This window comes from Microbacterium xylanilyticum, from assembly GCF_054654695.1.
In genome coordinates this window covers 2,403,625-2,423,048 of record NZ_BAAIEN010000002.1, presented here as the reverse complement: position 1 = coordinate 2,423,048, position 19,424 = coordinate 2,403,625, and the positions used below count along the sequence as shown (strand labels likewise).

General features: G+C 68.8%; 21 protein-coding genes. 18 read left to right on the top strand and 3 right to left on the bottom strand.

All coding sequences use genetic code 11. The features are described from left to right. Positions 1 to 46 precede the first annotated feature (46 nt). From ACYQ1L_RS12235 to ACYQ1L_RS12205, 7 genes are all read left to right on the top strand, one after another. Positions 47 to 661, top strand: coding sequence for a DUF6230 family protein (locus ACYQ1L_RS12235; protein WP_460004383.1), 615 nt, complete (start codon positions 47 to 49; stop codon positions 659 to 661). A 14-nt stretch (positions 662 to 675) separates the two neighbouring features. After that, positions 676 to 1,200 carry a DUF6114 domain-containing protein gene (locus tag ACYQ1L_RS12230; RefSeq protein ID WP_460004382.1) on the top strand — a complete coding sequence of 175 codons (525 nt, stop codon included), beginning with the start codon at positions 676 to 678 and terminating at the stop codon, positions 1,198 to 1,200. Further along, positions 1,197 to 1,505 (top strand): hypothetical protein, encoded by a 309-nt coding sequence (locus ACYQ1L_RS12225; protein ID WP_460004381.1) that lies wholly within the window; start codon positions 1,197 to 1,199, stop codon positions 1,503 to 1,505. The genes ACYQ1L_RS12230 and ACYQ1L_RS12225 overlap by 4 nt, the downstream gene beginning before the upstream one ends. After that, positions 1,489 to 1,926 (top strand): hypothetical protein, encoded by a 438-nt coding sequence (locus tag ACYQ1L_RS12220; protein WP_460004380.1) that lies wholly within the window; start codon positions 1,489 to 1,491, stop codon positions 1,924 to 1,926. Before ACYQ1L_RS12225 ends, ACYQ1L_RS12220 begins: the two co-directional genes overlap by 17 nt. Before the next feature lie 28 nt (positions 1,927 to 1,954). Then, on the top strand, positions 1,955 to 2,539 hold the full coding sequence (locus tag ACYQ1L_RS12215) for a GNAT family N-acetyltransferase (protein WP_460004379.1): 585 nt from the start codon (positions 1,955 to 1,957) through the stop codon (positions 2,537 to 2,539). Positions 2,540 to 2,570: 31 nt separating this feature from the next. After that, positions 2,571 to 3,173, top strand: coding sequence for an RNA polymerase sigma factor (locus ACYQ1L_RS12210; RefSeq protein WP_460004378.1), 603 nt, complete (start codon positions 2,571 to 2,573; stop codon positions 3,171 to 3,173). Between the two features lie 151 nt (positions 3,174 to 3,324). Beyond that, a complete protein-coding gene (locus ACYQ1L_RS12205; protein WP_460004377.1) occupies positions 3,325 to 4,245 on the top strand; it encodes a hypothetical protein in 921 nt (306 codons plus the stop codon). 3 nt (positions 4,246 to 4,248) lie between these two features. Here the strand turns inward: ACYQ1L_RS12205 and ACYQ1L_RS12200 are convergent, their stop codons facing one another. After that, positions 4,249 to 4,734 (bottom strand): NUDIX hydrolase, encoded by a 486-nt coding sequence (locus ACYQ1L_RS12200; RefSeq protein WP_460004376.1) that lies wholly within the window; start codon positions 4,732 to 4,734, stop codon positions 4,249 to 4,251. Between the two features lie 66 nt (positions 4,735 to 4,800). Between ACYQ1L_RS12200 and dnaE the strand changes: the two genes are divergently transcribed. The 5 genes from dnaE to ACYQ1L_RS12175 all read left to right on the top strand — a co-directional run bounded on the left by dnaE (position 4,801) and on the right by ACYQ1L_RS12175 (position 12,818). Further along, entirely contained in the window at positions 4,801 to 8,319 is a 3,519-nt protein-coding gene (gene dnaE / locus ACYQ1L_RS12195) for a DNA polymerase III subunit alpha (protein ID WP_460004375.1), read from the top strand. 135 nt (positions 8,320 to 8,454) lie between these two features. Further along, entirely contained in the window at positions 8,455 to 9,909 is a 1,455-nt protein-coding gene (locus tag ACYQ1L_RS12190; RefSeq protein ID WP_460004374.1) for a hypothetical protein, read from the top strand. Between the two features lie 6 nt (positions 9,910 to 9,915). Continuing rightward, the gene (hisD, locus tag ACYQ1L_RS12185; RefSeq protein ID WP_460004373.1) at positions 9,916 to 11,250 is read left to right on the top strand and encodes a histidinol dehydrogenase; all 1,335 of its coding nucleotides are present in this window, start codon (positions 9,916 to 9,918) and stop codon (positions 11,248 to 11,250) included. Between the two features lie 10 nt (positions 11,251 to 11,260). Then, positions 11,261 to 11,734, top strand: a complete 474-nt coding sequence (gene nrdR / locus ACYQ1L_RS12180; RefSeq protein WP_460004372.1) for a transcriptional regulator NrdR — start codon at positions 11,261 to 11,263, stop codon at positions 11,732 to 11,734. Positions 11,735 to 11,795: 61 nt separating this feature from the next. Continuing rightward, positions 11,796 to 12,818, top strand: a complete 1,023-nt coding sequence (locus ACYQ1L_RS12175; RefSeq protein WP_460004371.1) for a quinone-dependent dihydroorotate dehydrogenase — start codon at positions 11,796 to 11,798, stop codon at positions 12,816 to 12,818. Positions 12,819 to 12,907: 89 nt separating this feature from the next. On the opposite strand, the gene ACYQ1L_RS12170 is transcribed toward ACYQ1L_RS12175, so the two are convergent. Further along, positions 12,908 to 13,471, bottom strand: coding sequence for a DUF3043 domain-containing protein (locus ACYQ1L_RS12170; protein ID WP_460004370.1), 564 nt, complete (start codon positions 13,469 to 13,471; stop codon positions 12,908 to 12,910). 55 nt (positions 13,472 to 13,526) lie between these two features. Between ACYQ1L_RS12170 and ACYQ1L_RS12165 the strand changes: the two genes are divergently transcribed. The 6 genes from ACYQ1L_RS12165 (at position 13,527) to ACYQ1L_RS12140 (ending at position 18,991) form a co-directional block, all read left to right on the top strand. Next, a complete protein-coding gene (locus ACYQ1L_RS12165) occupies positions 13,527 to 14,942 on the top strand; it encodes a dipeptidase (protein WP_460004369.1) in 1,416 nt (471 codons plus the stop codon). Positions 14,943 to 15,020: 78 nt separating this feature from the next. Then, positions 15,021 to 15,383 (top strand): iron-sulfur cluster insertion protein ErpA, encoded by a 363-nt coding sequence (gene erpA / locus ACYQ1L_RS12160; RefSeq protein ID WP_159575690.1) that lies wholly within the window; start codon positions 15,021 to 15,023, stop codon positions 15,381 to 15,383. A 122-nt stretch (positions 15,384 to 15,505) separates the two neighbouring features. Further along, positions 15,506 to 16,402: an aa3-type cytochrome oxidase subunit II gene (ctaC, locus tag ACYQ1L_RS12155; RefSeq protein WP_159575691.1), complete on the top strand. Its 897-nt coding sequence runs from the start codon at positions 15,506 to 15,508 to the stop codon at positions 16,400 to 16,402. A gap of 5 nt (positions 16,403 to 16,407) precedes the next feature. Then, positions 16,408 to 18,135, top strand: coding sequence for an aa3-type cytochrome oxidase subunit I (gene ctaD / locus ACYQ1L_RS12150; protein ID WP_460004368.1), 1,728 nt, complete (start codon positions 16,408 to 16,410; stop codon positions 18,133 to 18,135). A 3-nt stretch (positions 18,136 to 18,138) separates the two neighbouring features. Further along, positions 18,139 to 18,573, top strand: a complete 435-nt coding sequence (gene ctaF, locus ACYQ1L_RS12145; RefSeq protein ID WP_460004367.1) for an aa3-type cytochrome oxidase subunit IV — start codon at positions 18,139 to 18,141, stop codon at positions 18,571 to 18,573. 184 nt (positions 18,574 to 18,757) lie between these two features. Then, positions 18,758 to 18,991, top strand: a complete 234-nt coding sequence (locus tag ACYQ1L_RS12140; protein ID WP_460004366.1) for a histidine ammonia-lyase — start codon at positions 18,758 to 18,760, stop codon at positions 18,989 to 18,991. A gap of 13 nt (positions 18,992 to 19,004) precedes the next feature. Here the strand turns inward: ACYQ1L_RS12140 and ACYQ1L_RS12135 are convergent, their stop codons facing one another. Continuing rightward, entirely contained in the window at positions 19,005 to 19,424 is a 420-nt protein-coding gene (locus ACYQ1L_RS12135; RefSeq protein WP_460004365.1) for a rhodanese-like domain-containing protein, read from the bottom strand.

Here is a 19,424-nt window from a genome sequence, read left to right as displayed (position 1 = left end):
AACAGGTGAGCGCCGCCACAGCAGCCGGCGCACTGGAGGAGGATCGATGAAGTTCCCGAAGACCGACCGTGTCCGCAAGCTCGGCGCATCGCACGCGGGCCGCATCGCGCTCGTCGCGATCCCCGCGGGGGTCGTGGCCGCCGCACTCATGGGCGGCGTCGCCCAGGGCGCCGTCCCAGTGTCGTTCGCGGTGTCGGGGAGCCAGTTCCAGATCAGCGCGTCACAGCTGGAGGGCTCCGGGTTCTCGCAGTACGCGGGTGTCGCGAAGGACACGGAGGGCAAGGAGCACACGGTCGCGATCGCGAACATCAAGAGCGCGACGCTGGCGGATCTGTGCCAGTCCGTCATCACCGACACCCCGCTCGGCAAGGTCGGCGTTCTCATCAAGGCCGGCGGCAACGGCAACCCCGCGTCCGCGAGCGATCTGCAGATCGGCATGACCGGCCTGAAGGGCGACGCCTCGTTCGGCGCGATCCGCATCGGCGTCGACGCGTCGACGGTCAACACCGAGGCGAAGGGCACCGCTGGCGACTTCGCTCAGGACGCCGACACGGTCTCCATCAAGAACCTGCAGCAGACGGCCTGGAGCACTCAGGCCTCGGTGTTCACGCTCACGGGCATGACGCTGGAGCTGACGGACGGTTCGCAGGGATGCTTCTGAGGAACGACGCTGCGATGACCGACGAGACGGACGAGCGCGGATCCGCGCGACGCGGGCGTAGGGACGCCGGGAACGGCGCGATGCGGCCCGTCCGACCCGCGGCCGAACCGTCCGTCCTCGCCGAGCAGTCCGGAGAGGCGCCTGCGCCGGAGTCGAGGACGCGGGGCTTCCGCCATTGGCGCCGGCAGCGCCCGTTCGTGGGCGGCCTCCTGGTCGCGCTCGGGGGCGTGGAGATGTTCTTCTCGGGTCAGCTCGACATCGGGCACCTGCACGTGCAGCTCGGGATCGAGGGCCTGCAGGCGACGATCATCCCGATCGCCCTGCTGCTGCTCGGGATCCTCGCGGTCCTGATGCCCGCGCATCACGTGTTCTACGGGATCCTGGCGCTCGTCATGGCGATCTATTCGCTGATCGGAGTGAACCTCGGCGGATTCATCGTCGGGATGCTGCTCGCCGGCACCGGGGCGGTGCTCGTCGTGGCCTGGACGGGGCCGCGCGCCCGTGAAGCGGACTCCGTGGCAGAGGAGGGCGTGTCGTGATCGGATCGCGCCGCGCAGGTGCGGTGGCGCTCGCGGTCCTCGCGCTGCTCACTCCGATGACACTGGGCGCTGCTGCAGCCGACGTCGCGGCCGGCAGCCCTGTGCATCCCGCTGCTGTGGTGCCCTTCCCCGAGTCCCACGCCGACGCCCACGCCCACCTCCACCTCGGTGCCGGGCGCCCCCGGGAGCATCACGCCGGGGCTTCCGGCCGTGCCGGGCGCGCCATCGTCGCCGGGTGCGACGACGCCCGCGGCCCCTGGCTCGCCGACGCCGGCACCGACCCCCGTGGTGGCCGCGAAGGATGACGGCGCTCCGATCTTCACCAGGACGCCCGCGTCGATGGGTTCCCAGGGGCTGTCGTTCACGGGGCTGAGCGGCATCGCGATCGTCGATGTGCCCACGGTCGACGGCGGCACGGTGCGCACCCTGAAGATCTCCGCCGATTCGATCACGATCAGCGGCTTCTCGCTCACCGTGCGCCCGCCGGACAAGGCGGGGCTGGTGACGAACGCCGACACGATGACGCTGAAGGGGCACGTGAGCGTCTATCTCGGCTCGATCACCGCCACCACGCAGGACGGCCGCTCCCTCACGCTCGGCACCGACACGCCGCCGCCGCTCGACGACGTCGCGCCGGGGCTCCTCCGCGTCACGATGGGGCTCGTCGGAACGGTGGCCGACTCGATCAGCTACACGAACACCGATCAGCGCATCGTCGAACCGTGATGTCCGTCCCTCGGGGCAGACTGGGTGCATGAGCATCGAAGTGCGGCCGGCGACGGTCTTCGAGGATGTCGCCACTCTCGTGGGGCCGAAGAACCCGACGTCGCAGTCGTGCTTCTGCCTGAGCTACCGCATCCCGAGCAAGGAGAGCCAAGCGCTGCGCGGGGAGGCTCGGGCGGAGCGCGTCCGCGGCCTCTGCGCCGAGGATCCGCCTCCCGGGGTGATCGCGTACCTCGACGACGAGCCGGTCGGCTGGGCCGCCGTGCACCCGCGGCGGGACACGTCCTTCGCGCGCAACCGGCTGATCCCGGAGGTCGATGACCTGGATGTGTGGTCGCTGTGGTGCCTGCGCGTGCGGCCGGGGTATCGCAAGCAGGGCATCACCCACACGCTCATCGACGGTGCGGTCGCCTTCGCCCGCGAGTACGGCGCTCCCGCCATCGAGGCGTATCCGGTCGACAACCGCGGCGCGAAGGTGGACCTGACCATGGCGTACGTCGGCACCCGCGCCCTGTTCGAGGCGGCCGGTTTCACGAAGGCCGCCGACACCGGATCCGTGATCAACGGCTTCCCCCGCGTGCTGATGCGGCGGGATCTGCAATCCGAGGAAGTGTGAACCGGATCCGCAGGCACAGGCAATACCTGTTGTGAGCACAGACAGCGACATCATCAGGCGATCGCTCGAGCGACCCGAGGCGTTCTCGGAGATCTTCGAGCGGCATGTCCGACCCGTCGGCGGGTACATCCGGCGGCGAGTGGGCGCAGACGCCGTCGATGATGCCCTGAGTGAGACGTTCCTCATCGCGTTCCAGCGGCGGTCGTCCTTCGACCCGAGCGTGGACTCGGCGCTGCCGTGGCTGCTCGGCATCGCGACCCGGGTGGTGAAGAGCCATCGCGCCGCTGAGGCTCGTCAGTGGCGCTCGTTCCAGGCTTCGGCCGGTTCCGCGGAACACGCGAATCACGCTCATGCAACCGCGGACGACCCCCTCGATGCGGACGCCGCGGTGCGTGCGCTGGTGCCTCGCATCGAGGCACTGCACGCCCGCGATCGCGACGCGCTGCTGCTGTACGCCTGGGCCGATCTGACCTACGAGCAGATCGCCGAGGCGCTGGGCGTGCCGGTGGGAACCGTGCGCTCCCGGCTCAACCGGGTCTGTCGCAAGCTCGCACCGCCGGGATCGCACTCCGCGACCCGGCTGACCTGGATAGCGAAGGAGGAGAACGATGCCGCTTATGGAACAGGTGCGTGAGCTCGGCGCCGCCGAGGCGCACCTCGAGGAGGACACGATCCGGACCGCGCGGACCGCTCTGATCCGCAAGATCGCGCAGGACCGTCGGGCGCAGGATCCGGTGCGCACGCGCCGCCGGCGCTGGGCCGGGATCGGCATCGGAGGACTCGTCGTGGGCGCCGCGGCGACGGCGATCGTGGTGGGTTCGGTCCTGACTCCGCCCGCTGCGCCCAACGCATCCGCAGCGGAGATGCTGAACAAGGCGGCCGATGTGACGATCAACGCGATCGACACGACGCTCAAGCCAGGTCAGTATCTGAAGATCGAAGAGACGGGAGAGTCCATGCAGTACTGGAAGACCCCGTCGGATCAAGGAACGAGTTCCCGCGAGCTCGCCTTCAATGCATGGCGTCGGGATGCTGACGCGGCGTTCGAAGTCCGCGAACCTCGGGTCCTGTACGTACCTGCTGATCGGGCCGGGGACTGGTATCACGTCATCGAACCGCAGAGCATCGGGCGAACGTTCGGCTCGCAGGGGGAGAAAGCAGCCCAGGACTGGGTGCAATCTCACCAGGAGCCGTTTTGGGTGAGCGGAGAAGTCTGGACCGTGCCCGCGGGGCTTCCCAGGGGGAAGGACGGTGCGCCCCCTGAGGCGGATCGGACGTGGGACCACTATCGTCCGTTCTACGCAGAGATGCCACGCGACCCGGCGGCTCTTCTCGACTGGCTGCGCGGGCGCTCGGGAATGGCAGGGAAGGAAGCGGACGCCTGGCTGGTCGCGAGCCTCGAGGACCCAGCATCAGTGAACCTGATGCCGCCGGATCTCCGTGCCGCCTTCTTCCGTGCGATCGCGTTGATCCCCGGCTTCGAGGTCGAAAGCACCGAAGGTGCGCGGGTGACTCTGTCCTACCTCGACACGGTGCATGACAGACCGGAGTCCCTGGTCATCGACACGGAACAGGGATACATCACGCAGTTCACGGACAGCGAGGCCGGCCCGAGCGTGGCAGGTGACCTGCCCGACCGCATCAAACGGGTCGCAACCACCGTCGTCGACGCGCTTCCCGACTCAGTGAAACTTCGGGCTGAGTAGAGGTCAGCTCTTCGGCGGCCGACCGCCGCGGAAGTGCGCGGGATCGTCCTCGGCTACGGCCAGGGCGATCCTGCGCACGTGGTCGTCGTCGACATCGCCCATCGCGGCCAGATCGTAGAAGCCGATCTCGGTCAGCTCCCCGTCGGCCGGGTGCGGCTCGCCCGAGACCCACGCGCAGCGGAACACCAGGTCGAGATAGTCGACCTGGTCGCCGTTGGCGTAGGTGATGCGGGGGAGCTGCTGCACCAGCGCGAGGCGCTCGACCTTCACAGTCACGCCGGCCTCTTCGAGACTCTCCCGCACGGCGGTGTCCGCCGGCTCCTCGCCGGGCTCGACGATGCCCGAGATCGCCTGCCAGGCGCCGTTGTCGGCCCGCTTGCCGAGCAGGACCTTCTCGTCGCGGAAGACGATCGCAGTCACGCCGACGAGGTTCAGTGGTGCGTGGCCGATGTGCTCGCGCAGGGCGACGACGAAGTCGGGGGTGCTCATGGATCCAGGCTATCTGTGAGTGCACAGGAGGCCTCGATGTCCCACCCCGAAAAGTAGACTCGAGGCATGGCATCAGACTCCTTCGTCCACCTGCACGTGCACAGCGAGTACTCGATGCTGGACGGGGCTGCGCGCATCCAGCCGCTCGTGCAGGAGGCCGTCGCGCAGGGCATGCCCGCGGTCGCCGTCACCGACCACGGCAACACGTTCGCGGCCTTCGAGTTCTACAAGGCGGCGCAGGCCGCGGGCGTCAAGCCCATCATCGGCATCGAGGCGTACGTCACCCCCGGAACGCACCGCAGTGACAAGTCCCGCGTGCAGTGGGGAACGCCGGAGCAGCGCAGCGACGACGTGTCGGGATCCGGTGCGTACACGCACATGACACTGCTCTCCGAGACGACCGAGGGCATGCACAACCTGTTCCGCCTCTCGTCGATCTCGAGTCTCGAGGGGTACTACTTCAAGCCCCGCATGGACCGGGAGATCCTGCAGAAGTACTCCAAGGGCCTGATCGCGACGACCGGCTGCCCGTCCGGCGAGATCCAGACCCGGCTGCGCCTCGGACAGTACGACGCGGCGCGGGCGGCGGCCGCCGAGTTCCAGGACATCTTCGGCAAGGAGAACTACTTCGCCGAGATCATGGACCACGGACTGGAGATCGAGCGGCGGGTCACCGGAGACCTGCTGCGGATCGCGAAGGACCTCGGCATCCCGCTCGTCGGCACGAACGACCTGCACTACACGCATCAGCACGACGCGAAGAGCCATGAGGCGCTGCTCTGCGTCCAGTCGGGGTCCACTCTGGCCGACCCGAACCGGTTCAAGTTCGACGGCGACGGCTACTACGTGAAGTCGGCGGCGGAGATGCGCCAGATCTTCCGCGACAACCCGGAGGCGTGCGACAACACGCTGCTCATCGCGGAGCGCTGCGACGTGTCGTTCAACACGAGCGCGAACTTCATGCCGCGATTCCCCGTGCCGCCGGGGGAGACCGAGGAGAGCTGGTTCATCAAGGAGGTCGAGAAGGGCCTGCACTTCCGGTACCCGAACGGGATCCCGGACGCGGTGCGCAAGCAGGCGGACTACGAGGTCGAGGTCATCTCGTCCATGGGCTTCCCCGGCTACTTCCTCGTCGTCGCGGACTTCATCAACTGGGCCAAGGACAACGGCGTGCGCGTCGGCCCCGGCCGTGGCTCCGGCGCCGGATCCATGGCGGCCTACGCGATGAGGATCACCGACCTCGATCCGCTCGAGCACGGCCTCATCTTCGAGCGCTTCCTCAACCCGGACCGTGTCTCGATGCCCGACTTCGACGTCGACTTCGACGACCGCCGCCGTGGCGAGGTGATCCAGTACGTCACCGAGAAGTACGGCGACGAGCGCGTCGCCCAGATCGTCACCTACGGCACCATCAAGGCCAAGCAGGCGCTGAAGGACGCCGGGCGCGTGCTCGGCTTCCCGTTCAGCATGGGGGAGAAGCTCACCAAGGCCATGCCGCCCGCGGTGATGGGCAAGGACATGCCGCTGGACGGCATGTTCAACCCGGAGCACCCGCGGTACAAGGAGGCCAGCGAGTTCCGCGCCGTGATCGAGTCGGATCCGGAGGCGAAGACGGTCTTCGACACCGCGCTCGGGCTGGAGAACCTGAAGCGCCAGTGGGGCGTGCATGCAGCAGGCGTGATCATGTCCTCGCATCCCCTGATCGACATCATCCCGATCATGAAGCGCGAGCAGGACGGCCAGATCGTCACGCAGTTCGACTACCCCTCGTGCGAGTCGCTCGGCCTCATCAAGATGGACTTCCTGGGGCTGCGCAACCTCACGATCATCTCCGACGCGCTCGCCAACATCCGGATGAACCGGGGCGAGGAGCTCGTCCTCGAGGACCTGGCCCTCGACGACCGCGCCTCGTACGATCTGCTCGCGCGCGGCGACTCTCTGGGGGTGTTCCAGCTCGACGGCGGCCCGATGCGGGCGCTCATGCGGCTCATGAAGCCGGACAACTTCGGCGACATCTCGGCGCTCATCGCGCTGTACCGCCCCGGCCCCATGGGTGCGAACTCGCACACGAACTACGCGCTGCGCAAGAACGGCCTGCAGGAGATCACACCGATCCATCCCGAGTTCGAGGAGTCGCTCAAGGACATCCTGGAGGAGAGCTACGGCCTCATCATCTACCAGGAGCAGGTCATGGCGATCGCCCAGCGCGTGGCCGGCTTCTCGCTCGGTCAGGCAGACATCCTCCGCCGTGCGATGGGCAAGAAGAAGAAGTCCGAGCTGGACAAGCAGTTCGAGGGCTTCCAGGCGGGCATGCACGCGAACGGCTACTCCGACGGCGCCGTGAACGCGCTGTGGGAGATCCTGCTGCCGTTCTCCGACTACGCCTTCAACAAAGCCCACTCCGCGGCTTACGGCGTGATCTCGTACTGGACGGCCTACCTCAAGGCGCATTATCCCGCCGAGTACATGGCGGCGCTGCTGACCAGCGTCGGCGACTCCAAGGACAAGATGGCGCTGTATCTCAACGAGTGCCGTCGCATGGGCATCAAGGTGCTCCCGCCCGACGTGCGCGAGTCGATCAACTTCTTCGCGGCCGTCGGGGAGGACATCCGCTTCGGCCTCGGCGCTGTGCGCAACGTGGGATCCAACGTCGTCGAGGGCATCGTGCAGGCGCGGCAGAAGGAGAACTTCACCTCCTTCCACGACTTCCTCAAGAAGGTGCCGCTGCACGTCGCGAACAAGCGCACCGTCGAATCGCTGATCAAGGCCGGCGCCTTCGACTCGATGGGCGACACGCGCCGTGCGCTCGTCGAGATCCACGAGGACGCTGTCGAGGCCGCGGTCGACCAGAAACGCAACGAGGCGCAGGGGGCGATCGGATTCGACTTCGACAGCCTCTACGACGAGGTGGAGGAGGTCGCGCCGCCGAAGGTGCCGAACCGGCCCGAGTGGACGAAGAAGGACAAGCTCGCCTTCGAACGCGACATGCTCGGCCTGTACGTGTCGGATCATCCTCTGGCCGGCCTCGAGGTGCCGTTGGCCAAGCATGCGTCGATCGCGATCAACAACCTGCTCGAGTCGGAGGACCTGCAGGACGGCGACCAGGTCACGGTCGCGGGCCTCGTGACCAGCGTGCAGCATCGCGTCGCCAAGGCCAGCGGCAACCCCTACGGCATGATCACGGTCGAGGACTTCCACGGCGAGATCACGATCATGTTCATGGGCAAGACGTATCTGGAGTTCCAGAGCATGCTGCAGCAGGACGCGATCCTCGCTGTGCGCGGACGGATCTCGCGGCGCGATGACGGCATGAACCTGCATGCGCAGTCGGCGTTCACGCCCGATGTGGGGGCGTTCGACGCGGCGGGACCGCTGTCCCTGCTGGTGCCGGAGCAGCGCGCCACCGAGCGTGTGATCGAGGATCTGGCGGACGTGCTGCGCCGCCATGCGGGCGAGACCGAGGTCATGCTGAAGATGCATCGGGGCGGCCGTGCGAAGGTGTTCGAGGTGCCGCTTCCGGTGACCGTCACCGCGGATCTGTTCGGCGACCTGAAGTCGCTGCTCGGCCCGCAGTGCCTGGGCTGAGTCCGACCCGCCCGGGCTGTCGGGGGGCGCTTCCCCGTACGGAGTCCGCTCAGGAGGTGTGCAATCCCGCCGGGTAGTATCGGGTCCCGTTCGACGGCCGACCCTCAGACGGCCGCACGACGAAAGGAAGCACTGATGACCGGCGACGTCCCCTTCGCTGCGATGATGCAGGGCGAAGAGAGCCCGACATCGACCCCCGAGGCCAGCGCCGATGAGACGGCACAGGACGACTCCCTTCCGGCGGCCGCGCCCCAGGAGGGCTACTTCGGCTTCACGCTGCGCGAGCTGATCATCGTCGGGCTGTGGCTGGTCGCGTTCGTGGTGTCGTTCGTGCCCAGCGCCGCGATCGTCCGCGACGGCTCGGCGACGGTGTGGGCCATGAACGGCGCCTGGATCCTGACGATCGGCGTGCCCACGGCCGCCGTGTTCCTCGTGGTGCTGCGCCGCCTGTCGCCGGACGGCATCCGTCGGGTGGGGTCTCTCGGCATCGATCAGTTCGCGTCCGTAGCCTTCAGCGTCGCCCTGGTCAGCTGGACGGTGCTGCTGTGGCAGCAGCTCGACTTCGTCGCCGTGCTGCGCCGCAGCGCGCTCGCCACCTGGCCGCTGTGGCTGGAGATCCTCTGCCTGCTGGGCCTGGTCGTGGCCACGGTGTTCGCGGCGCTCGTTCCCGGGATCCGGGACGACTTCGAGGGCCGCACCGAGACTCTGGCGCACCGCAACGCGAACCCCGTGCGTCCCGTATTCACCCGCCCTCGCCCGGTGCGCGCGCGGGGGAGCGTCTCCGACCCGCAGAACGAGGACGACGTCGACCCCGGGCTGCTGCACGAGAACGAGGTCGCTGCGGACGCGCACCTCTCCGGTGGCGCGACGGGTGCGGCGGTCCCGGGTGCTGCCGGATACGTGCCCGACCACCACCGCGAGTCGTTCCTTGCGGCGGGCGAGAGTTCCGACGGCTCCGGCGCGACGGTCGTCGGCACGCTCAGCAGGGCCGCCGAGCCGGCTTCCGACTCGCCGGCCGGCTCGGCCGCGTCCGAGGCGCCGCCGGCGGCGGATGCCCCCACCATCGCGATCCCCGACGTCGCGGCGGAGGCCGTTCCGCAGGCGTCCTCCGAGGACGAGCCGACCACCCGCGCCGAGGCCCGGCGCAGCGCCACGTCGTCGGGGTCCGTGCCGACGATCGAGTCCGCCGGCCCGTCGGAGGACGACGACACCGTCGCCGACCGCGCGGCGCAGGACGAGGCCGCCCCGTCCGGCGATGCGCCCTCCACGCCCCGCGACCTGTCGGACACCATGACCGAGGTGCTCGGCGACCTGCTCCTGCCGTCACCGACGGACGACGTCGCCACGCACGCCGTCGACGTCGTCGAGGGTGGCGATGCGGCCGCACCGCCTTCCGGCCAGGCGCAGCCGTTCTGGGCGCTGGCGCCTGACGTCCGCCCCGTTCATGACGCGCGAGGCGATGAGATTTTCACGATCGGGCCCGATGCGTGGATCCTTGTTCTCGAGGATCGCGGCGGAGCCTTCGTCGTGCGGCACGACGACGGCCGCGTCGGCTACCTGCACGACACCGACAACATGACCCGAGGCTGAGGACGCATGCAGACGATCGACCTGAGGGGACGCTCCCTCTCCACCGCCGAGATGCTGGCCGCGGCGCCCCGTGCCACGGCCGCGCGCGCCGAGGCGCTGGCGACCGCGACCGCGATCGTCGAGGACGTCCGCGTCCGTGGCGAGGAGGCTCTGCGCGAGCAGGCGGAGCGCTTCGACCGCGTCACCGGGCACGCGATCCGCGTCCCGCGGGAACACCTCGACGAGGCGCTCGCGAACCTGGACCCGGCGATCCGCGAAGCGATCGAGAAGGCCATCGCGCGCGTGCGCCGCGCGTCCGAGGCGCAGGTTCCCGCGCCAGCCGTCACCGAGATCGGTCCGGGTGCGCGCATCCGGCAGCGGTGGCAGCCGGTCGGACGCGCGGGCGTCTATATTCCCGGTGGCAAAGCGGTCTACCCCTCGAGTGTCATCATGAACGTCGTGCCCGCCCAGGTCGCCGGAGTCGGCAGCATCGCTCTGGCCTCGCCGCCGCAGCAGCAGGAGGGCGACCGCGTGCACCCGACGATCCTGGCCGCAGCGGCCCTGCTCGGCGTGGACGAGGTGTACGCGATGGGCGGTGCAGGCGCGATCGGCGCCTTCGCCTGGGGCGTCGATTCGCTCGGCCTCGAGCCCGTCGACGTCGTCACGGGCCCCGGCAACAACTTCGTCGCCTCTGCGAAGCGCGCGGTCGCGGGCGTCGTCGGCACCGACTCCGAGGCGGGCGCGACCGAGATCCTCGTCGTCGCGGACGACACCGCGGATCCGGAGCTCGTCGCCGCCGACCTCATCAGCCAGGCCGAGCACGACGAGCAGGCCTCGGCCGTGCTCGTCACCGATTCCGCAGCGCTTGCGGAGGCCGTGCTCGAGCGAGTCGCCGCGCGCGCCGAGACGACGCGCCACCGCGAGCGTGTGCAGGCGGCCCTCGCCGGCCCCCAGTCGGCGGTGGTGCTCGTCGAGGACCGCGCGGCAGCCGTCGCGTTCAGCAACGCCTACGCGCCGGAGCACCTCGAACTGCACCTGCAGGACGCCGCGGAGGCAGCCGACCTGTTCACGAGCGCGGGCGCCGTCTTCGTCGGCGAGGACAGCCCGGTGAGCCTCGGCGACTACCTCGCCGGGAGCAATCACGTCTTGCCCACCGGAGGTCAGGCGCGCTACGCGCCGGGTCTCGGCGCGTACACGTTCCTGCGCCCCCAGCAGGTCGTCGAGTACGACCGTGCCGCTCTCGCGGAGGTGCGGCGCAGCATCGTCGCGCTGGCAGAGTCCGAGGCCCTCCCCGCACACGGCGAGGCGATCGAGGCGCGCTTCGCATCGGTGGCGGAGCCCGCTGCGGCCACCGGGGCGTAGGCTTTCTGCAATGCACTGCCCGTTCTGCCGTCATCCGGACTCCCGCGTCATCGACTCCCGCACGAGCGATGACGGGCTGTCGATCCGCCGACGTCGCCAGTGCCCGGAGTGCGGCGGGCGGTTCACCACCACCGAGACCGCGAGCCTGAACGTGATCAAGCGAAGCGGTGTGATGGAGCCGTTCAGCCGCGAGAAGGTGATCGCCGGCGTGCGCAAGGCGTGCCAGGGACGACCGGTCACCGAGGCGGATCTGGCGATCCTCGCCCAGCGGGTCGAGGAGGCGGTGCGCCAGACCGGCGTCTCGCAGCTCGACACGAACGAGATCGGCCTGGCGATCCTGGGCCCGCTGCGGGATCTGGACGAGGTCGCCTACCTCCGCTTCGCCAGCGTCTACCAGGCGTTCGACTCCCTGGAGGACTTCGAGGCATCGATCGCCGAGCTCCGCGCCGACCACCACGCCGCGGCGGAGCAGACCGAGCTCTGACCGGGTCCGAGCGGCGAAGCGCGGTCCGGAGCCACGGCTGTCGACCGGTACCCTGGCAGGGATGTATGCGCTGCTCTTCCGCCTCGTCCTCGCGCGCTTCGACCCGGAGTTCGCACACCACGCCGGCATGGTCGTGGTGCGCATCCTCGGCGTGCCTCCGTTCTCCTGGATCGCGCGGGCGCTGACGCGTCCCTCGCCGGGCGACGAGGTGAAGGCGCTCGGCCTCACCTTCCCGACGCCGTTCGGCATCGCGGCCGGCTTCGACAAGAACGCGGTCGGCGTGCGCGGCCTGTCCGCCCTGGGCTTCGGGCACGTTGAGGTGGGCACCATCACCGCGATCCCGCAGCCGGGCAACCCGAAGCCCCGCCTGTTCCGGCTCATCCCCGATCGCGCCGTCATCAACCGCATGGGGTTCAACAACGCCGGTGCCGAGGCTGCCGAGAAGCGCCTCTGGAAGCTGCGTCGTCGTCGCCCCGCGGCGGTGATCGGCGTCAACATCGGCAAGAGCCGGGTGGTGGCCGTCGAGGACGCGACCGCCGACTACGTCGCTTCGGCGGTGCGGCTCGCGTCGCTCGCCGACTACCTGGCGATCAACGTGTCTTCGCCGAACACGCCCGGGCTGCGCGGACTGCAGGCCGTGGAGACGCTCGCGCCGCTGCTGCGGGCCGTGAAGGCCGCCGCCGGCGCCACGCCGCTGCTGGTCAAGATCGCCCCCGACCTGCCCGACGACGAGGTCACCGCGATCGCCGAGCTGGCGGTCGCCGAGGGGCTCGACGGACTGATCGCCACCAACACCACGATCTCGCGCGACGGCCTGATCACGGATCCCGCGAAGGTGGCCGCGGCAGGGGAGGGCGGGCTCTCCGGCGCGCCGCTCAAGGAGCGCTCGCTCGCCGTGCTGCGCCTCGTGCGCGCCGCAGTCCCGGCCGACTTCTGCGTCATCTCGGTCGGCGGTGTCGAGACGGGCGCCGAGGTGCGGGAGCGCCTCGAGGCCGGCGCCACGCTGGTGCAGGGCTACACGGCGTTCCTGTACCGCGGACCGCTGTGGGCGCGGCAGATCCGCGCGGGCCTTCACGCGCGCTGAATCGCGGGCGCGGAGCGCCGCCCAGACGAAGGAAGATCCCGGGCGCCTCGTGCGCGCCGGGATCTTCTCGTCGGTCGGAGGATCCGGGATCAGGCCGGGTACTCGCCGCGCTTGACCTGCGGCTTCGGCAGGCGCATGAAGCGCATCTGCAGGGAGCGCATGGCGGCGTACCACGCCAGGCCGCGCTCGCGCTTGTCCTTGCCGAACTTCTCGGCGATCCGGCGGTTCACCCGGATCCCGAGGAAGACCATGTCGATGATGGCGATCGCGATGAAGCCCCACAGGCCGATGAACGCCCAGTAGGCCACGAGGGTGTTCGGGATCAGGGACACGATGATCACGACGACCATGAGGGCCATGATCCACTCGCTGACGTGCCAGCCGGCGTCGACGTAGTCGCGCACCCAGCGGCGCTGCGGGCCGCGATCGCGGACCGGCAGGTACTTCTCCTCGCCGTTCGCCATGCCGATGCGCTGGCGCTCCTGACGCTGCCGCAGCTCGGCGCGCGCCTGTGCCTTGGCCTCCTTGGTGTCCGGCACCAGCGGACGACGCCGAGCGGCTTCCTGCTCCGCGCGCGTCGGGGTGCGGCGTCCCTTGCCACTCGTCGCCTCTGCGGAGGCGTCGTCGGGTGCGGGGGTGGGAGTGCTGGGCACGAAGGCTCCTGGGTGTCGGGGAAGGCGAAAACGGGTGTTCTCTAAGATTACCTGCATGACTTCTCCCTCCTCCTCGGTCACCGCACCCGGTGACGTCGAAGCCGCCGTCGCCGCCGCCGTCTCCACCGGGATCCCGGCCGCGCTGAGCGACCTCGGAGACCTCGTCCGCATCCCCGGCATCGCCTGGCCGGCGTTCGATCAGACCCAGCTGGTGCGCAGCGCGGCCGCGGTCGCCGAGCTCGCCGAGGGCACGGGCGTGTTCGACAGCGTGCGCGTGCTCCGCTCCGCGATCCCGGGCACCGACGAAGTGGGCCAGCCCGCCGTGCTCGCGCGCCGCGCGGCCCGCAACGGCAAGCCGACGATCCTGCTCTACGCGCACCACGACGTGCAGCCTCCGGGATCCGAGGAGCTGTGGGAGACGCCGCCGTTCGAGCCGACGGTGCGCGATGGCCGGCTCTACGGGCGCGGCGCCGCCGACGACAAGGCCGGCATCATGGCGCACATCGCGTCCATCCGCGCGGTCGCGGAGGCGCTCGGCGACGACCTGGATCTGGGTATCGCGATGTTCATCGAGGGGGAGGAGGAGTACGGCTCGCGCTCCTTCGCCCAGTTCCTCACCGACAACGAGGACGCCCTCCGCGCCGACGCGATCGTCGTCGCCGACTCGGGCAACTGGGACTCCGCCACGCCGGGGCTCACCGTCTCCCTGCGCGGCGCCGTGCGGTTCACGCTGACCGTGCGCACCCTCGACCACGCCTCGCACTCGGGCATGTTCGGGGGAGCGGTTCCCGACGCCATGCTCGCCACGATCCGCCTGCTCGACACGCTCTGGGACGAGAACGGCTCCGTCGCGGTCGAGGGGCTCGCGGTGCGCGACGCGGAGAACCCGCAGTACAGCGAGGCCACGCTGCGGGAGGAGACCGGACTGCTCCCCGGCGTCTCGCCGATCGGCGACGGCACCATCCTCAGCCGCATCTGGAACAAGCCGTCCGTGACCGTGATCGGCATCGACGCGACCCCGGTCGCGGCTGCGTCCAACACGCTCGCCCCGGAGACCACGGTCGTGCTCAGCTGCCGCATCGCTCCGGGGCAGAGCGCCGAGGATGCCTACGCGGCGCTCGAAGCGCACCTGCGGGCGCACGCGCCGTTCGGCGCCGAACTCGCCTTCTCCGACCTGGACCTCGGCAACCCCTTCCTCGTCGACACCACCGGCTGGGCCGTGGGCCTGGCGCGCGGGGCGATGGCGGACGGCTACGGCAAGGAGCCGGTCGACCTCGGCGTCGGGGGATCCATCCCGTTCATCGCCGATCTCGTCGAGCGCTTCCCGGGCGCAGAGATCCTGGTCACCGGCGTCGAGGACCCGCACGCGCGCGCGCACAGCCCGAACGAGTCGCTGCACCTGGAGACGTTCCGGCACGCGGTGGCGACGGAGGCGCTGCTGCTGACGCGGATGAACGAGATCACGCTCTGACTCGATGCCACCCGTGTCCGCGGCGGTAGAATCGAGGGACGGAAACCGTGCCGACGCACGGCCGATCCAAGGAGCGACATGAGCGACATCACCCTTACCCCCGAGACCACCACCGCGCACGGTGTGAAGCTCACCGACGCCGCTGCGGCCAAGGTGAAGAGCCTGCTGGAGCAGGAGGGCCGCGACGACCTCCGCCTGCGCGTCGCCGTGCAGCCCGGCGGCTGCTCCGGCCTGATCTACCAGCTCTACTTCGACGAGCGCTATCTCGAAGGCGACGCCACCGTCGATTTCGACGGTGTCGAAGTGATCGTCGACAACATGAGCGTGCCGTATCTCGACGGCGCCTCGATCGACTTCAAGGACACCATCTCGGAGCAGGGATTCACCATCGACAACCCCAACGCGCAGGGCTCCTGCGCCTGCGGCGACAGCTTCCACTGACCCGCGGAATCACTCTCTCCCACCCCTGCGCGATCCACGCCCAACCTGCGTGGATGGCGTGAATCGGGTGTGAGGTTGCCCTAGACTGAGGTAGCCCACGTCCGTGATCTGAAAGGTGCATCGTGCCCTCGAAACGCCGCCTTCGTTGGGCCGCACTCCCCTTGGGAGTCGCGGCAGCCGTGGCCCTCTCGGGATGTACCCCGCTCATGGAGCGCGGTTTCCTGCCCGGCTTCGATGACGGCTCGCACGCGACGAACCAGACCGAGCGTGTCACGTCCCTCTGGGTCAACTCCTGGATCGTCCTCCTCGCCGTCGGCCTCATCACCTGGGGCCTCATGGGCTGGGCCGCGATCGCGTACCGCCGCCGCAAGGGCCAGACCGGCCTTCCGGTGCAGCTGCGCTACAACATGCCGATCGAGATCTTCTACACGATCGTGCCGCTGATCCTCATCTTCGGGATGTTCGCCTTCACGGCGCGCGACCAGACGATCATCGAGACCCAGTACGACAAGCCCGATGTGTCGATCACCGCGATCGGCAAGCAGTGGGCCTGGGACTTCCAGTACGACGGCACCGAGAAGGACAACTCGGACGCCGTGTGGACCATGGGCGTCCAGGCTCAGCCCGACAAGGCCGGCAACGTCGACCAGTCCGCCCTTCCGACGCTGTACCTGCCGGTGAACAAGAAGGTGCACATCACGCTGCAATCGCGTGACGTGATCCACTCCTTCTGGATCATCGACTTCCTCTACAAGAAGGACATGTACATCGGCAAGGACAACTCCTGGTCCTTCACGCCGACCCGCGAGGGCACCTATCAGGGCAAGTGCGCCGAGCTCTGCGGCGAGTACCACTCGATGATGCTCTTCAACGTGAAGGTCGTCAGCGACGCCGAGTACCAGGCCTACCTGACCAAGCTGAAGGACGAGGGCAACACGGGCGACATCACGGACGCCTATGACCGCCTCACCAACTTCCCCGGCACCGGGAAGCCCACGACCGACTCGGAAGCGAAGTAAGCAGAATGACGAGCACTCTTCCCGACACGTCTGAGGTCGGCGCGCGTCCGACGACGATCCCTCCGCGCCAGGCGGCGCTACTCAGCTCGACCCGCGTCGAGCAGAAGGGCAACATCGTCGTCAAGTGGATCACCTCCACCGACCACAAGACGATCGGGTACATGTACCTGATCGCCTCGGTGCTGTTCTTCCTCCTCGGCGGTGTGATGGCCCTCATCATCCGCGCCGAGCTGTTCTCGCCGGGCATGCAGATCATCCCGACGAAGGAGCAGTACAACCAGCTGTTCACGATGCACGGCACGATCATGCTGCTGATGTTCGCGACGCCGCTCTTCGCGGGCTTCGCGAACGCGGTGCTGCCGCTGCAGATCGGTGCTCCGGACGTCGCGTTCCCGCGTCTGAACGCCTTCGCCTTCTGGCTCTTCCTGTTCGGATCCACCATCGCGGTCGCCGGCTTCCTCACCCCGCAGGGTGCGGCCTCGTTCGGCTGGTTCGCGTACCAGCCGCTCGCGAGTGCCTCCTTCACCCCGGGTGCGGGCGGCAATCTCTGGATGCTCGGCCTCGGCATGTCCGGTTTCGGCACGATCCTCGGTGCGGTGAACTTCATCACCACCGTCATCACCATGCGCGCGCCCGGCATGACCATGTGGCGCATGCCGATCTTCTCGTGGAACACGCTCATCACGAGCCTGCTGATCCTGATGGCCTTCCCGGTGCTCGCGGCGGCCATGCTGGCCGCAGCTGCGGACCGCGTGCTCGGCGCGCACATCTACGACCCGGCCAACGGCGGCGTGCTCCTCTGGCAGCACCTGTTCTGGTTCTTCGGTCACCCCGAGGTGTACATCATCGCGCTGCCGTTCTTCGGCATCGTGTCGGAGATCTTCCCGGTGTTCAGCCGCAAGCCGATCTTCGGGTACAAGACCCTCGTCTACGCGACGATCGCGATCGCGGCCCTGTCCGTGGCCGTGTGGGCGCACCACATGTACGTCACCGGCGGTGTGCTGCTGCCGTTCTTCGCGCTCATGACGATGCTCATCGCCGTTCCCACCGGTGTGAAGATCTTCAACTGGATCGGAACCCTGTGGCGCGGTTCGGTGACGTTCGAGACGCCCATGGTGTTCGCGCTCGGCTTCCTCGTCTCGTTCGTCTTCGGCGGTCTGACCGGTGTCATCCTGGCCTCCCCGCCGCTGGACTTCTTCCTGTCCGACTCGTACTTCGTCGTGGCGCACTTCCACTACGTCGTGTTCGGCACCGTCGTCTTCGCGATGTTCGCAGGCTTCTACTTCTGGTGGCCGAAGTGGACCGGACGGATGCTCAACGAGCGCCTCGGCTACGTGCACTTCTGGATGCTGTTCATCGGCTTCCACATGACGTTCCTCATCCAGCACTGGCTGGGCGTCGACGGCATGCCGCGTCGTTACGCCGACTACTCGGCCTACGACAACTGGACCTGGGAGAACCAGGTGTCCACGATCGGTGCCATCATCCTCGGCGCCTCGATGCTGCCCTTCTTCCTGAACGTGTGGCTGACCGCTCGCAAGGCGCCGAAGGTGACCGTGAACGACCCGTGGGGATACGGAGCCTCTCTCGAGTGGGCGACGTCGTGCCCGCCGCCGCGGCACAACTTCACGTCGATCCCGCGGATCCGCAGCGAGCGCCCGGCATTCGACCTCAACCACCCGGAGGCCGCGGAGCACCCGATTGCCGTGACCGTCGATGGAAAGGCCCACTGACCCATGCGCGACAACATCGTCATCTGGTGGATCCTGACCGGCTTCTTCGTCCTCATGGGCGTGACGTACACGACCTGGAACCTCGTCGCTCACGCCGGCGAGCCGCCCGTGAACGCGATCGAGTGGGTCGGCACCGTCGCCCTGTTCTTCGCGGCCTTCATGGCTGCGATGATCGCGTTCTACCTCGACCGCACGCACAAGGCCCAGGGCGGGACGCTTCCGGAGGACATCCTCACGAGCGACATCGATGACGGCGACCCCGAGCTGGGCGAGTTCAGCCCGTGGTCCTGGTGGCCCATCGTGCTGGCCGGAGCTGCTGCCGTGGGCATGATCGCCCTGGCGGTGGGAGTGTTCCTCTTCCCGATCGCGCTGGCCATCTTCGTGGTTGCGATCGTCGGCTGGGTCTACGAGTACTACCGCGGCCACTTCGCCCGCTGAGCGGAGTTCCGCGAAAGAAGGCCCTGGAGCGCTGCTCCAGGGCCTTCTTTCGATCTTCCCGACGTTCCGCTCTGCCGGTCTCGGCGGGTGGGCGCGTCGCGCGCTCCGCATAGCGCTACTCTGAGGGCAGTCTTCTCAGGTGCGGACCGTGTGCACGGTCGGCCCCCGCGCGAGGAGGAGAACGATGGGCGTGTTATTCCCGGAGGGGGCCGTCTCGATCACGACAGCGGATGGTGACGCGGTGATCCTGCGCATCTGCGACCTGTGCGGCGCGGCCGTCGTGGAGGCCGAGGGAACCGACCTCGCATTCCACAAGCGCTGGCATCGGATGACCGGGACCGGCGACTGGCTCGATCCGGTGACAGGTCATCGCACCGGTCGCAGGAGTCCCTTCTCCTCGACCGACACCTCCGCGTGAGACAGCCGCGGTGTCAGGCGCGGGTGCGGATGCGCGGAACCCCGGTGAGGGGATCGACCGGCCGCCGGTGCACGCCGTCGGCGTCCTCGACGGGATAGCCCTCGCGCGCCCAGTACTCGAAGCCGCCGATCATGAGGCGCACGTCGTAGCCCAGCTTGGCGAACTCGAGGGCGCCCTTGTCGCCGGCGTTGCAGCCGGGGCTCCAGCAGTACACGACGACCGGTGTGTCCAGGGGGATCTCCTGCGGCGCGCGTGTGGCGATCTCGCTGTAGTGCATGTGGATCGCGTCGACGACACGGCCCTGCGCCCAGGCCTCGTCGCTGCGGACGTCGACGACGGCGATCCGCTCACCGGCCTTGCGCGCGGCGTGCACATCGCTGGCGTCGGTCTCGAAGGCGAGCTTGGCGGCGAAGTGTTCGGCTGCGGAGATCAT